The following is a 13,791-nucleotide window of genomic DNA, read 5'->3' on the forward strand; positions in this document are numbered from 1 at the left end:
ATGGACCCAGTTGCCCACCTCCACACCGCCACCGGAACCCCGCCCGAACGCGCCCCGCTGACGCGCTTGCGTGCATCGTCGCGGGCGGTGCTGATCACCGCGCTGCCCGGCGACGCGGTGATGGCGCCGCTGCTGCCCGATGCCGTGGGCTGGGGCGGCCTGTTTGGCGGCCCCGCCGTGACGGCGGCCGAATGCGCCACGCTGAACGAGCTGGCCCGCGCCCGCCGCGTCAGCCCCGGCACCGCCTTGTTCAGCCGCAGTGAGCGCGCCACCGCGCTGGTGGCGGTGCTCGAAGGCGACGTGGCGCTGGGCGTTCGGCAATCCGTGGGTACGTTCAGAACCGAGCGCCACCTGCACGGCCCGGCCTGGCTGGATGTGGCTGCTGCCTGGCTGGGCGAAGCGCCGCCGCAGGATGCGCGCGCACTGAGTACGGCCACGGTGCTGGAGTTGCCGCGTGACGTGCTGCAGGTGCTGCTGGAGCGCCAGCACGGCCTGGCCCGGCGCTTGATTCTGACGCTGGCCCGCGAGGTGCGCCTGCTGGCGGGCAGCACCCAGGATCTGATGCACAAGGACGCACCAGCCCGGCTGGCCGCCTGGCTGCGTGAACACTGTGTGCCCGACGGCCCCAGCGCGGCGCAGGCCATGGTGCAGTTGCCGCTGCGCAAGCGCGACATCGCGTCGCAGCTGGCGATCACGCCGGAAACGCTGTCACGTCTGATGCGCAGCTTCACCAGCCAGGGCGTGATCCAGGTGGCGGGCTACACCGTGCACGTGCTGGACGTGCCGGCGCTGGAACGCCTGGCGAACGGTTGAATCCTCAGGCCTTCACAGGGTGAGCATCTTCAGCGCCACGGCCGCCAGCACGGCGCCGATGGCGTAGCGGATCAGGGCCAGCGGCGCGCGGGTGCTGATGACGGCGCCCACCAACACGCCCGGCACCGAGCCGATCAGCAGGTTGAGCAGCAGCGTGAAGTTCACGTTGCCCAGCGTCAGGTGGCCCAGGCCTGCGATCAGCGTCAGCGGAATGGCGTGGGCCAGGTCGGTGCCGACCAGCTTGCTGGCATTCAGCCGCAGCGGGTAGAGGTACAGCAGCAGCACGGTGCCCAGGGCGCCGGCGCCGATGGAGGTGAGCGTGACCAGCACGCCCAACACCATGCCGGTCACCACCGTCAGCGGGGGTTGCAGGTGCTTGAACTTCTCGGTGTTGGTGACGCGCAGGTGCTTGCCCAGGCCGTGCAGCCAGTCCTTCAGGAAGATGCCCAGCGCGGTGATCAGCAGCATCACGCCCACGGCGCTGATGATGAAACCGTCCTTCACGCGGGCGGCTTCCGAGTAGTGCATCCACGCCAGCGTCAAGGCCGCGGCGGGCAGGCTGCCCAGCGCCAGCCGGCGCACCACTTGCCAGTCCACGGTGCCGTGGTTGTGGTGCACGGCGGTGCCGAACACCTTGGTGATGGCCGCATACAGCAAGTCGGTGCCCACCGCGGTTTGGGGGGCCCAGCCGAACATCAGCACCAGGATCGGGGTCATCAGGGAGCCACCGCCAACGCCGGTCACACCCACCAACACGCCGACGATCAAGCCGGCGAGGGCGGTCAGGCCATCCATCTGCATCAGGTAACTCCCGGGGAAACAGCAAAAACCGCCCGAAGTGGGCGGCTGAAACATTGTCGCTGCAACGAGAATCGCATAAGCGACCCGCTATTTGCACCCCTAAAACATTTTTTGACTTAACTTATGCGCTTGCAGCATTTGGGCGACGACGGACACCGCGATCACCCCCGGCTCCTTCCCGTCGATGCCCGGCAAACCGATCGGGCAATGCATGCGCGCCAGGGCATCGGCCGGGATGCCGCGCTCCTGCAGGCGGTGTTCAAACCGGGCGCGCTTGGTGGCTGAGCCGATCAGGCCGAACCAACCCGCGTCCTGGCGCTTGAGGATGGCGTGGGCCAGGCGCAGGTCGAGGTCGTGGTTGTGGGTCAGCACCAGATAGAAGGTGCCCGGCGCTGCCAGCGGCACCTCGGCCTCAACCGGTTCCACGCACACCCGACGGATGTGTTCGGGCAGCGGGCCGGCGGGGAATTCGCTCTCGCGCTCATCGATCCATTCCACCTGGCAGGGCACCTGGCCGAGCAGTTGCACCACCGCGCGGCCCACATGGCCAGCACCGTGCAGCTGCAGCGTGAAGCGCGGGGCCGGTGCCGTCCAGCTGCGCAGGCGGGTGTCGTCCAGCGGCTCGAAGTGCAGTGTCAGGGCGCCACCACAGCACTGGCCCAGCGACGGGCCGAGCGCCACGGGCCAGGCGGAAGGGTGGGTGTCGTGCCCGCGCGCCAGCTGCTCTCGGGCACGGGCGATGGCCTGCTGCTCCAGGTGGCCACCGCCGATGGTGCCGGCCACATGCTGCGCACTCACCAGCATGCAGGTGCCGGTTTCGCGCGGCACCGAGCCCTTGGTCTGGCCGACCCGCACCAGCATCGCCGGCTCACCGGTGGCCACCCAGTGGCGGGCCACGGCCAGCGTGGCCTCAGCCGCCTGCAGGTGCCCGGCCCGGTCGGCGTTGCGATGGCCGATGAGGCTGTGCATCACGGTGCGCGCACGGCGTCCACGGCGCGCAGCAGCGCTTCGGGCGTGGCGGGGGCGCTCAATGGTGGCTGGGCGCCGGCCGGGCCGCAGGCGGCCACCGCATCGCGCAGGGCCAGCAGCACGGCAAAGCCCAGCAGCAGCGGGGGCTCGCCCACGGCCTTGCTGCGGTGGATGCTGTCTTCCACATTGGCGTTGTTGAACAGCCGGGTGTGCAGGGCTGCCGGCACGTCGTTCGCTGTCGGGATCTTGTAGGTTGATGGCGCGTGGCTCAGCAGCTTGCCGCTGGTTGGGTGCCACACCAGCTCTTCGGTGGTCAGCCAGCCCATGCCCTGCACGAAGCCGCCTTCGATCTGTCCGATGTCGATGGCCGGGTTGAGCGACCGGCCCACGTCGTGCAGCAAATCTGCCCGGGCCAGCTGCCATTCGCCGGTCAGGGTGTCGAGCAACACCTCGGCGCAGGCCGCGCCGTAGGCGAAGTAATAAAACGGCCGGCCGGTGAGGGTCTGGCGGTCCCAGTGCAGGCCGGGCGTGGCGTAAAAGCCGTCGCTCCACAGCTGCACCCGGGCCACATAGGCCTGCGACACCAACGCCTCAAAGCCGATCTGCCGGCCGTCTGGGGCCACTACCTGGCCGCCTTCAAAACGCAGGTCTTGCGCGGGCACTTGCCACTGCGCCGCCAGGTGCGCCGCCAGCCGGTCCTTGATCTGCCGGGCGGCGTTCTGCGCGGCCTTGCCGTTCAGGTCGGCCCCGGTGGAGGCGGCGGTGGCCGAGGTGTTGGCCACCTTGCTGGTGTCGGTGGCGCTGCAGCGCACCCGGGCCATGGGCAAACCCAGCTCGTGGGCCACCACCTGCGCCACCTTGGTGTTCAGGCCCTGGCCCATTTCGGTGCCGCCGTGGTTCACCAGCACCGAGCCGTCGAGGTACACATGCACCAGTGCGCCGGCCTGGTTGAAGTGGTTCACGTTGAACGAGATGCCGAACTTCACCGGCGTCAGCGCCAGGCCCTTCTTCAGCACCGGGCTGGTGGCATTGAACTGCGCGATGGCGCTGCGGCGCCGGGCGTAGTCGCTGCTGCTGGCCAGCTCATACGTCAGGGGCTCGATGACGTTGTCGGTCACCACCTGGCCATAGGGCGTGGTGTTGTGGCTTTGGGTGCCGTACCAGTTGGCGCGGCGAACCGCGAGAGTGTCGAGTTGCAGCGCGCGGGCGACGTGGTCGATCACGATCTCGGTGATCAGCGCGCCTTGCGGGCCGCCGAAGCCGCGGAAGGCGGTGTTGCTCTGGCGGTTGGTGCGCGGCAGGTAGCCGTGCATCGACACCTCGGGCAGCCAGTAGGCGTTGTCGACGTGGCAGATGGCGCGGGTCAGCACGGGCGCGGACAAATCAGCGCTGTGGCCGGCGTCGCCCAGCAGGCTTACCTCAAGCGCCAGCAGGTGGCCGGCGTCGTCAAATCCCACGGCCCAGTCGAACTCGAAGCCGTGGCGCCGACCGGTGATGAGGAAGTCGTCGTCGCGGTCCAGGCGCAGCTTCACCGGCACACCCAGGCGCCGGGCGGCCAATGCCGCCGCGCAGGCAAACAGGGCCGATTGCGATTCCTTGCCGCCAAAGCCGCCGCCCATGCGCCGGCAGCTCACCTGCACCTGGTGGTTGGCCAGCTTCAGGGCATGTGCCACCAGGGCCTGCATTTCGCTCGGGTGCTGGGTGGAGCAATGGATGTGCAGGCCGCCGTCGTCTTGCGGCAGCGCGAACGAGATCTGGCCTTCCAAATAGAACTGCTCCTGCCCGCCCACGCTGAAGCTGCCTTGCAGCCGGTGCGGTGCCGTGGCCATGGCTTGCGCTACGCCCAAGGCGGCATCACCGGGCTGCTGGCTGCGCGCCAGGTGCATGGGCGGCAGCACCCAGTCGCCGGCCTTGTGCGCGTCGCGCAGGCAAAGCACGGGCTTCAAGGCTTCAAATTGAATGGCCGACTTGGCCAGGGCCGCAGCGCGGCGGGCCTGCTCACGCTCACGCGCCACCACCACGAACACCGGCTGGCCCAGGTAGCGCAGCACGCCGTCCGCCAGGATGGGGTCGTCGTGAATGATCGGGCCGCAGTCGTTGGGGCCCGGGATGTCGGCCGCGGTGAACACCGCCACCACGCCGGGTTGGGCGCGCAGCAAGTCGAGGTCGATGCCGGTCAGGCGGCCATGGGCCACGGGCGACAGGCCGAGTGCGGCATGCAGCGTGCCCACGGGCTCGGGGATGTCGTCGGTGTAGTGGGCGCGGCCGGCCACATGCAGCAGGGCGGATTCATGCGGCAGCGAGGCGCCGACGGTGGGGGCCGACGGGGTTGTGGAGGCTGTTGCGGAGGAGAACATGGCGGGCCTCGTCAAAGCACCGGCGCGGCGCGGGTGGCGCTGGCGGGCAGGGGATCGTGCAGCCGGGTTTCCAGCCACAGCCGGTGCAGCAGGCCGGCGGCGGCGCGCTGGCGGTAGGCGGCGGTGGCGCGCAGATCGCTCAAGGGCGTGAAGTCGGTCAGCAGCGCCTGGCTGGCGGCGCGCATCGTGGCCTCGTGCCAGGGTTGGCCACGCAGGGCGGCTTCGGCACCGGCGGCGCGGCGCACGACGGCGTCCATGCCGCCGAAGGCCAGACGCGCGTCCACGATGGTCTCGCCGTCGAGTTTCAGGCCCAAGCCCGCGCTGAGGGCGGAGATGTCGCAGTCAAAGCGCTTGCTGATCTTCCAGGCGCGGTGCACCCAGCCTTGCTGCTGCGCATGGGCGGGCAGGGCCACGCTGACACCGCTGACGAACTCGCCCGGCTGCAGCGCGTTTTTCATGTAGCCGAGGTAGAAACTCTCTAGCGGCAAGCTGCGCTCGGTGCTGCCGCATTGCAGGTGCAGCGTGGCGCCCAGGGCCATCAGCACCGGGGCGCTGTCGCCGATCGGTGAGCCATTGGCCAGGTTGCCCACCAGCGTGCCGGCGTGGCGCACGGGCGGGCCGGCAAAGCGGCGGGCCATTTCGCTCAAGGTGGGCCAGTGGCGCACCAGCACTTGCCAGGCATCTTCCAGCGTCACCGCTGCGCCGATGTGCAGGCGCCGGTCAGGCGTGTGGGTGATGCGCCGCAGCTCGGCCACGTCGCCCAGCCAGATCACGGTACCCAGGTCACGGAACTGTTTGGTCACCCACAGGCCGATGTCGGTGCCGCCAGCCAGCAGGCGGGCGTCGGGCAAGGCTTGTCGCAGTTGCGCGAGCTCTGCGAGCTGGGTGGGGGCGTGATAGCGATGAACGGGGGCCGATGTGGTGGCGGTTGCTCCTGCGAGCATCGATGCCCGCAAGGCCAGCAACTGCTCACGCAGGCCCGTCAGTGGCAAGCCCGGGCCGGGCAGGGTGTGCATCTGTTCGGCGGCATCCAGAATCGGGCGGTAGCCGGTGCAGCGGCACAGGTTGCCGGCCAGGTCATCGGCCAGCTCGGTGCGGCTGGCGCAGCGGCCCTGCACCTGCTGGCGCTCATGGCTCACGGCCAGGCTCATCACGAAACCGGGGGTGCAGAAGCCGCACTGCGAGCCGTGGCAGTTCACCAGCGCCTGCTGTGCCGGGTGCAGCGTGCCATCGGGCTGGGCCAGGTCTTCCACGGTCAGCAGCGCCTTGCCGTGCAGCGTGGGCAGGAAGCGGATGCAGCTGTTCACCGGCCGCAGAGCCACGCCGTCTCTCACCACCGCGCTGTGGCCTTCGGGCAGGGTGTCAGCCAGCTCGGCCACGATGACGGTGCACGCACCGCAATCGCCCTCGGCACAACCCTCTTTGGTGCCGCAGGCGCGGGCGTCTTCGCGCAGCCACTGCAGCACGCTGCGGGTGGGGTCAGGCGTGGCCACCGCCGTGGTTTGTCCGCGGAAGATGAAGCGCACCGGGCGCGTGGGCAGGTCTTCGTGCATGGGCGCAACGGTACTCCGTGGCGTGAAATTGTGTATACGATATAGGCAATGACCAGCATATTCCATGCCGTATGACGCGGGCCCCGGATTTCGCGAACATCGACCTCCATCTCGTGAAGGTCCTGCATACCGTGATTGCTGAACGCAGTGTGTCCCGCGCCGCCCTGAAGCTGGGCAGCACCCAGCCGCTGGTGAGCGCCCAGCTCAAGCGCCTGCGTGGCTTGACGGGCGATGCGCTGCTGGTGCGCGCCGGCGCCGGCATGGCACCCACCGACGCCGCGCTGGCCCTGCTGGCCCCGGCCGAGCGGCTGATGCGTGAAGCCGACGTGCTGTTTGGCGCCGCCCGCAGTGGCCGCGGGTTTGATGCCGCCACCGCCAGCCTCACCCTGAACCTGGCCGCCAGCGATTACCTCGACCCGCTGTTCCTGCCTGCACTGGTGTCGCGCCTGCAGCGCCTGGCGCCGCGCGTGAAGGTGTCGCTGCACCCGCTCAGCGCTGATTCCGATTACCGCGCCAAGCTGGCCCAGGGCGAGCTCGACCTCGTCATCGGCAACTGGCTGCAACCGCCGGAAGAGCTGCACCTCGGGCGGCTCATCACCGACGACGTGGTGTGCCTGGTGGCCGAAGACCACCCCGCCGTGCTGCGCCCGCGCAGCTGGACGGCCGAGCGCTACCTCGACAGCGACCACCTCGCCCCCACGCCGCTGCACCCAGGCGCGCAGGGCGTGATCGATGATTTCCTGGCGCTGCAGGGCCTGAAGCGCCGCATCGCCGTGCGCACCGCCCACTTCAGCCTGGCGCCGATGATGGTGGCGGGCAGCCGGCTGGTGCTCACCACCGGCCGCCAGTTCTGCCTGCGGCAGGTGGGCAAGCTGCCGGTGCGCATCGTGCGCTGCCCGGTCAGCTTCCCTGCGATGGCCTACTACCAGCTCTGGCACGACCGCGCCCATGATTCGCCCGCCCAGCGCTGGCTGCGCGAGCAGGTGCGCAGCACCGCCCGTGAACTGGTGGACGGCCCCGAGGTGTCCGCATGAGCCAGATCGCCATCTACGGCAACTTCCTTGATTTCACCGGGCTGCCCGCCCTGGGTGACCCGGCCGACGCCGCCGTGCGCTGGCGCCCTGATCACTGGCTGCTGGCCCGCGACGGCCGCGTGGTGGCTGTGCAAGCCGATGAGCCCGGTGACGACTGGCAGAAGCAGCGCCACCCCGGCCGGCTCATCCTGCCCGGCTTTGTGGATACCCACGTGCACAGCGCCCAGATTGACGTACTGGGCGCCTGGGGCACGGCGCTGCTCGATTGGCTGGAAACCCACACCTTCCCGGCTGAATCGCGCATGGCTGATGCCGCGCATGCGGCCATGATCTCCAACCTGTTCCTCGACGGCCTGCTGGCCAGCGGCACCACCACGGCGATGGTGTTCCCGACGGTGCACAAGGTGTCGGTGGACGCGCTGTTCACGGCCGCCCAGGCGCGCGGCATGCGGCTGATCACCGGCAAGGTGCTGATGGACCGCCACGCGCCCGATTACCTGCGCGACGACGTGACCGGCGCCCGCGCCGACTGCGAAGCGCTGATCGCCCAGTGGCACGGCCGGGGCCGGCTGGCCTATGCCGTGACGCCGCGCTTTGCACCCACCTCGACGGACGCCCAGCTGGCCATGGCCGGTGAGCTGATGGCCCGCCACGAGGGCCTCTACATGCAGACCCACGTGGCCGAGAACACCGACGAGGTGGCCTGGGTGGCGCAGCTCTTCCCGCAGGCCCGCAGCTACCTGGATGTGTACCGCCACTTCGGCCTGCTGGGGCCACGCGCCATGCTGGCCCACGGCATCTGGCTCGATGATGCCGACCGCCAGCTGCTGGCTGACAGCGGCGCGGCCCTGTCGCACTGCCCATCGTCGAACCTGTTCCTCGGCAGCGGCCTGTTTGACTGGCCGGCGGCGCAGGCGGCCGGCACCGCCGTGAGCATGGGTTGCGACGTGGGCGGCGGCACCAGCCTGTCGATGCTGCGCACCCTGGCCGACGGCTACAAGGTGCAGGCCATGGCCGGGCGCCGCATCACCGCGTGGGCCTTGCTGCATGCTGCCACGCTCGGCGGCGCCAACGCACTGGGGTTGGCTCACGAAATTGGCAGCTTCAACGCCGGTACACTCGCCGACCTCGTGATTTGGGACTTGGCCGCCGACCCCGTGCAGCAACGTCGCCAGGCCGTGGCCCGCGACTTGCATGATGCGATCTTCGCGTGGCTCACGCTGGGCGACGAGCGCCATGTGGTGGCCACCGTGGTGGCTGGCGAGCTGCGTTACCAGCGACCTGCCACCCCTTTCACAGCCTGAGAACACCAACCCGCCCACACGCCATGACCGCACCGCCTCGCCTGGCCCTGACCGGCATCACCAAGCAGTACCCGGCCGTGCGCGCCAACGACGCCGTGAACCTCACCGTGGCGCCGGGGCAGATCCATGCCGTGCTGGGCGAAAACGGCGCCGGCAAATCCACGCTGATGAAGATCATCTACGGCGCCACCAAGCCTGACGCCGGCGAGATGCTCTGGAACGGCGAACGGGTGCAGGTGGCCAGCCCGGCGCAGGCGCGCCAGCTGGGCATCAGCATGGTCTACCAGCACTTCTCGCTGTTCGACACGCTCACCGCCGCTGAGAACGTGTGGCTGGGCCTGGACAAATCATTGCCGCTGGCCGAGGTGACGCGCCGCATCACCGAAGTGGCCGAAGGCTACGGCCTGCCGGTGGACCCGCTCCGCCCGGTGCACACGCTGAGCGTGGGTGAGCGCCAGCGGGTGGAAATTGTTCGCGCGCTGCTGACCAAGCCGCAGCTGCTCATCCTGGATGAGCCCACCTCGGTGCTCACGCCGCAGGCCGTCGACAAGCTGTTTGTCACGCTGCGCCAGCTCAGCGCCGAAGGCTGCGCCATCCTCTACATCAGCCACAAGCTCGACGAGATCCGGGCGCTGTGCCACCACTGCACCGTGTTGCGCGGCGGCAAGGTGACGGGCGAGGTGGATCCGTCCAAGGAAAGCAACGCGAGCCTGTCTCGCCTGATGATCGGCGCCGAGCCGCCGGCCCTGGCGCAGCGCGCCGCCACCACCGGTGCCGTGGTGCTGGACGTGAAGCAGCTTGATCTGCCCCAGCAAGACCCGTTCGGCGTGACGCTGAAGGGCATGAGCCTGCAGGTGCGCGCCGGTGAGATTGTTGGCGTGGCTGGTGTGTCGGGCAACGGTCAGCAAGAGCTGATGGCGGCGCTGTCGGGCGAAGACCCGCGCGCCAAGGCCGGCAGCGTCACGCTGTTCGGCTCTGACATCGCCCAGGCCAGCCCGCGCAAGCGCCGCGCCCTGGGCCTGCACTTCGTGCCTGAAGAACGCCTGGGCCGCGGTGCCGTGCCCACCTTGTCACTGGCGCAGAACACCTTGCTCACCCGTACCGGCAATGTGGGCGCGGGCGGCTGGCTGAACCTGGCCGGCACGCGTGCGCTGGCGGCTGATCTGATTGACCGCTTCAAGGTCAAGGCGGGCGGGCCGGATGCGGCTGCGCGCAGCCTGTCGGGCGGCAATCTGCAGAAGTTCATCGTCGGCCGCGAGATCGACGCCAAACCGAAGCTGCTCATCATTTCCCAGCCCACCTGGGGTGTGGACGTGGGCGCTGCGGCGCAAATCCGTGGCGAGCTGCTGAAGCTGCGCGACGCGGGCTGCGCGGTGCTGGTGGTCAGCGAAGAGCTGGATGAGCTGTTCGAGCTGAGCGACCGCCTGCTCGTGATTGCCCAGGGCCGGCTCTCGCCGAGCCTGCCCACGGCCGAGGCCACCGTCGAGAAGATCGGCGCGTGGATGTCGGGCCTGTGGGAAACGCCGGCCACCTCCGTGCCGACCCCGAATGCTGTCACCGAGGGAGCCCCGCGTGCTGAAGCTTGAAACCCGTCCGCAGCCCTCGCAGGTGATGTCCATCGCCTCGCCGCTGCTGGCCTTGTTGATCACCGTGCTGATTGGCGTGGTGCTGTTCGTGGCGCTGGGCAAAGACCCCGTCAAGGGCCTGCAGGTGTTCTTCTATGAGCCGGTGAAGAACGCCTACGCGCTGTCTGAGCTGAGCGTGAAGGCCGTGCCGCTGGTGCTGATTGCGCTGGGCCTGGCGGTGTGCTTCCGCTCGAACGTGTGGAACATCGGGGCCGAAGGCCAGTTCGTGGTCGGCGCGCTGGCGGCAGGCTGGGTGGCCATGCAGGCCGGGCCGGGCACCGGCCGCTGGATTGTGCTGGCCGTGCTGGTGGCCGGTGTGCTGGGCGGCATGGTGTGGGCGGGCATCGTGGCGCTGCTGCGAGACCGCTTCAGTGCCAGCGAAATTCTGGTCAGCCTGATGATGGTTTACGTGGCTGATCAGTTGCTGGGCTATCTGGTTTACGGCCCCTGGAAAGACCCGAAGGGCTACAACTTTCCGCAGACCATCACGTTCGATGCGGTGACGAAGATTCCGCGCCTGATTGATGGCCTGCGCATGAATGCCGGCGTGTTCGTGGCGCTGCTGGGTGTGGCGGGCCTGTGGGCCTTCATGTTCCGCACCTACAAGGGCTTTGCACTGCAGGTGGGCGGGCTGGCCCCGGCGGCTGCGCGCTATGCGGGCTTCTCGTCGCGCGCTTCGCTGTGGACGGCGCTGCTGGTGTCGGGTGGCATGGCCGGCCTGGCTGGTGCGCTGGAAGCTGCCGGTCCGCTGGGCCAGCTCACGCCGTATGTGCCGGTGGGCTATGGCTTCGCGGCCATCATCGTGGCGTTCGTGGGCCGCCTGCATCCTGTGGGCATCGTGTTCTCGGCGGTGCTGATGAGCATGTTCTACATCGGCGGTGAACTGGCGCAATCGCGCCTCGGCCTGCCCAAGGCCTTGACCGGCGTGTTCCAGGGCCTGCTGCTGTTTGCGCTGCTGGCCTGCGACACCCTCATCCACTACCGAATCCGCCTGAGCTCGGGCAGCGCGAAGGGAGCCCGCTGATGGACCAACTTGCCTTGCTGCTGGCAGCCACCCTGAACGCCGGCACCGTGCTGGCCATTGCGGGCCTGGGGCTGCTCATCAACGAACGCGCCGGCATCATCAACCTCGGTGCCGAGGGCCTGATGCTGGTGGCCGCGATCGCCGGCTTTGCCACCGCCGTGGGCACGGGCAGCGACGTGCTGGCCTTTGCCGCGGGCGCTGCCGCTGGCGCCGCGCTGGCTGCCGTGTTCGGCGTGCTGGTGATCTGGCTGAACACCAACCAGTACGCCACCGGCCTGGCGCTGAGCTTGTTCGGCACCGGCTTCTCGGCCTTCGTCGGTATTCGCTACACGCAAGAGCGCCTGGGCGACCGCATGAAGTTCGAGATCCCCGGCCTGGCGGACATTCCGCTCGTCGGCCCGGCGCTGTTCAAGCAGCACCCGCTGGTTTACGGCGCGATGCTGATGGCGCTGGCGCTGGCCTGGTTCCTGTACCGCTCACGTGCGGGCCTGGTGCTGCGCGCGGTGGGCGAATCGCCCGAATCGGCCCATGCGCTGGGCTACCCGGTGCGGCGCATTCGCCTGGCTGCCGTGGTGGCGGGCGGCGCGCTGTGCGGCGTGGCGGGCGCCTACCTGTCTGTGGTGTACACGCCGCTGTGGGTGGAGGGCATGGTGGCCGGCAAGGGCTGGATCGCCTTGGCGCTCACCACGTTTGCCACCTGGCGCCCGGCACGTGTATTGCTGGGTGCTTACCTGTTCGGGGGCGTGACGATGCTCCAGTTCCACCTGCAAGGTGAGGGCGTGGAAATTGCAAGCCAGTGGCTGACGATGTTGCCGTACGTGGCCACCATCGTGGTGCTGGTGCTGATTTCACGCAACCCCACCTGGATCCGCGTCAATATGCCGGCGTCGTTGGGCAAGCCCTTCTTCCCCGGCAGTTGATTCCCGTCTCCCCAGGGGTGCCGTGTTCGCACCATAATCGTGCGCGCTGGGGTGCCCCGCCTCAATGACTGACCTTCCCCCTTTTTACCCACCGGAGAGCTCATGAACGACAAATCGCTGTTCCAAAAACGTCGCCTGCTGAAACTGGCCGGCTGGACCACCCTGGCCGCCACCGCCGCCCTGGTGGGCTGCGGCAAGAAGGAAGAAGCTGCTGCCGCCCCGGCCGCTGCCTCCGAGCCCGCATCTGCTGCCGTGGCCAAGACCGAGCCGCTGAAGATCGCTTTTGCCTACGTCGGCCCGGTGGGCGACGGCGGCTGGACCTTCGCGCACGACAACGCCCGCAAGGCGCTGGAAAAGGAATTCGGCGACAAGATCGTCACCACCTTCGTGGAGAAGGTGCCTGAAGCCGCTGACGCCGAGCGCGTGTTCCGCGACATGATCGGCCAGGGCAACAAGCTGATCTTCGGCACCACGTTCGGCTACATGGAGCCGATGCTGAAGGTGGCCGCTGACTCCAAGGACATCAAGTTCGAACATGCCACCGGCTACAAGACGGCCGAGAACATGCGCACCTACGACAGCCGCACCTACGAAGGTGCCTACATGGCTGGCGTGATCGCAGGCGCAATGACCAAGTCCAACACGCTGGGCGTGGTCGGCTCGATCCCAATTCCTGAAGTCATCCGCAACATCAACAGCTTCACCCTGGGCGCGCAAAGCGTGAACCCGAAGATCAAGACCAAGGTGGTCTGGGTCAACGAATGGTTCAACCCGCCCAAGGAAACCGAAGCCGCTACCGCCCTGATCAACGGCGGCGCTGACGTGCTGATGCAGAACACCGACTCGCCGGCCGTGCTGAAGACCGCCCAGGAAAAGGGCAAGCGCGCCTTCGGCTGGGACAGCGACATGACCGCCTACGGCCCGAAGGCCCACCTGGCTTCCGCCGTCATCAACTGGGGCCCGTACTACATCAAGGCCACCAAGGACGCCCTGGAAGGCAAGTGGGCCACCGGCCAAAGCTGGTGGGGCGTGAAGGAAGGCGCCATCGACCTGGTTTCGATGGCCGACGACGTGCCCGCAGAAACCAAGGCCAAGGTTGAAGCCATCAAGGCCGGCCTGAAGGACGGCAGCTTCTCCATCTGGAAGGGCCCGATCGTCGACAACGCCGGCAAGGAAGTGCTGGCCAAGGACGTGGTTGCTGACGACGCCTTCCTGGGCGGCGTGAAGTTCTACGTCAAGGGCGTTGAAGGCAAGGTGCCTGGCGACAAGTGATGGGTGCTGATATCAGCTGAATAGGCTGATATGCGAAAAAGCCACCGGCCGTAAGGGCGCGGTGGCTTTTTTTATTGCTCGGGTGTGCGGGGGATATGTGCGACCCAGTTTGAGCTGGA

The 13,791-nt window shown here is 68.5% G+C and carries 11 protein-coding genes; 7 read left to right on the top strand and 4 right to left on the bottom strand.

The features are described 5' to 3' along the window. The gene (locus AACH00_RS14730) at positions 1–813 is read left to right on the top strand and encodes a Crp/Fnr family transcriptional regulator (protein ID WP_341399921.1); all 813 of its coding nucleotides are present in this window, start codon (positions 1–3) and stop codon (positions 811–813) included. Between the two features lie 12 nt (positions 814–825). Here AACH00_RS14730 and AACH00_RS14735 read toward each other — a convergent pair whose 3' ends face one another. From AACH00_RS14735 to xdhA, 4 genes are all read right to left on the bottom strand, one after another. Next, positions 826–1,614 carry a sulfite exporter TauE/SafE family protein gene (locus AACH00_RS14735; protein WP_341399922.1) on the bottom strand — a complete coding sequence of 263 codons (789 nt, stop codon included), beginning with the start codon at positions 1,612–1,614 and terminating at the stop codon, positions 826–828. A 99-nt stretch (positions 1,615–1,713) separates the two neighbouring features. Beyond that, positions 1,714–2,583, bottom strand: a complete 870-nt coding sequence (xdhC, locus tag AACH00_RS14740) for a xanthine dehydrogenase accessory protein XdhC (protein WP_341399923.1) — start codon at positions 2,581–2,583, stop codon at positions 1,714–1,716. Beyond that, positions 2,583–4,940, bottom strand: a complete 2,358-nt coding sequence (gene xdhB / locus AACH00_RS14745) for a xanthine dehydrogenase molybdopterin binding subunit (RefSeq protein WP_341399924.1) — start codon at positions 4,938–4,940, stop codon at positions 2,583–2,585. Before xdhB ends, xdhC begins: the two co-directional genes overlap by 1 nt. Positions 4,941–4,951: 11 nt before the next feature. Further along, positions 4,952–6,493 carry a xanthine dehydrogenase small subunit gene (xdhA, locus tag AACH00_RS14750; RefSeq protein ID WP_341399925.1) on the bottom strand — a complete coding sequence of 514 codons (1,542 nt, stop codon included), beginning with the start codon at positions 6,491–6,493 and terminating at the stop codon, positions 4,952–4,954. A 113-nt stretch (positions 6,494–6,606) separates the two neighbouring features. Between xdhA and AACH00_RS14755 the strand changes: the two genes are divergently transcribed. The 6 genes from AACH00_RS14755 (at position 6,607) to AACH00_RS14780 (ending at position 13,672) form a co-directional block, all read left to right on the top strand. Then, a complete protein-coding gene (locus tag AACH00_RS14755) occupies positions 6,607–7,527 on the top strand; it encodes a LysR family transcriptional regulator (RefSeq protein ID WP_341399926.1) in 921 nt (306 codons plus the stop codon). Then, a complete protein-coding gene (gene guaD, locus AACH00_RS14760) occupies positions 7,524–8,831 on the top strand; it encodes a guanine deaminase (protein WP_341399927.1) in 1,308 nt (435 codons plus the stop codon). The genes AACH00_RS14755 and guaD overlap by 4 nt, the downstream gene beginning before the upstream one ends. Before the next feature lie 23 nt (positions 8,832–8,854). Then, complete coding sequence (locus tag AACH00_RS14765; protein WP_341399928.1) at positions 8,855–10,417, top strand: ABC transporter ATP-binding protein; 1,563 nt, start codon at positions 8,855–8,857, stop codon at positions 10,415–10,417. After that, on the top strand, positions 10,404–11,480 hold the full coding sequence (locus AACH00_RS14770; protein WP_341399929.1) for an ABC transporter permease: 1,077 nt from the start codon (positions 10,404–10,406) through the stop codon (positions 11,478–11,480). Before AACH00_RS14765 ends, AACH00_RS14770 begins: the two co-directional genes overlap by 14 nt. Further along, positions 11,480–12,400 (top strand): ABC transporter permease, encoded by a 921-nt coding sequence (locus tag AACH00_RS14775; protein WP_341399930.1) that lies wholly within the window; start codon positions 11,480–11,482, stop codon positions 12,398–12,400. The genes AACH00_RS14770 and AACH00_RS14775 overlap by 1 nt, the downstream gene beginning before the upstream one ends. A gap of 102 nt (positions 12,401–12,502) precedes the next feature. Then, positions 12,503–13,672 (top strand): BMP family ABC transporter substrate-binding protein, encoded by a 1,170-nt coding sequence (locus AACH00_RS14780; protein ID WP_341399931.1) that lies wholly within the window; start codon positions 12,503–12,505, stop codon positions 13,670–13,672. Positions 13,673–13,791 lie beyond the last annotated feature (119 nt).

The organism is Ideonella margarita (assembly GCF_038066635.1).
In the GTDB taxonomy this organism is placed as follows: domain Bacteria; phylum Pseudomonadota; class Gammaproteobacteria; order Burkholderiales; family Burkholderiaceae_C; genus Ideonella; species Ideonella margarita.

What these genes read in the sequence shown, in the direction of transcription:
- AACH00_RS14775 (WP_341399930.1), top strand. Translation starts at nt 11,480, where the DNA reads ATGGACCAACTTGCCTTGCTGCTGGCAGCCACCCTGAACGCCGGCACC.
- xdhB (WP_341399924.1), bottom strand. Translation starts at nt 4,940, where the DNA reads ATGTTCTCCTCCGCAACAGCCTCCACAACCCCGTCGGCCCCCACCGTC.
- AACH00_RS14735 (WP_341399922.1), bottom strand. Translation starts at nt 1,614, where the DNA reads ATGCAGATGGATGGCCTGACCGCCCTCGCCGGCTTGATCGTCGGCGTG.
- AACH00_RS14780 (WP_341399931.1), top strand. Translation starts at nt 12,503, where the DNA reads ATGAACGACAAATCGCTGTTCCAAAAACGTCGCCTGCTGAAACTGGCC.
- guaD (WP_341399927.1), top strand. Translation starts at nt 7,524, where the DNA reads ATGAGCCAGATCGCCATCTACGGCAACTTCCTTGATTTCACCGGGCTG.
- AACH00_RS14730 (WP_341399921.1), top strand. Translation starts at nt 1, where the DNA reads ATGGACCCAGTTGCCCACCTCCACACCGCCACCGGAACCCCGCCCGAA.
- AACH00_RS14765 (WP_341399928.1), top strand. Translation starts at nt 8,855, where the DNA reads ATGACCGCACCGCCTCGCCTGGCCCTGACCGGCATCACCAAGCAGTAC.
- xdhC (WP_341399923.1), bottom strand. Translation starts at nt 2,583, where the DNA reads ATGCACAGCCTCATCGGCCATCGCAACGCCGACCGGGCCGGGCACCTG.
- xdhA (WP_341399925.1), bottom strand. Translation starts at nt 6,493, where the DNA reads ATGCACGAAGACCTGCCCACGCGCCCGGTGCGCTTCATCTTCCGCGGA.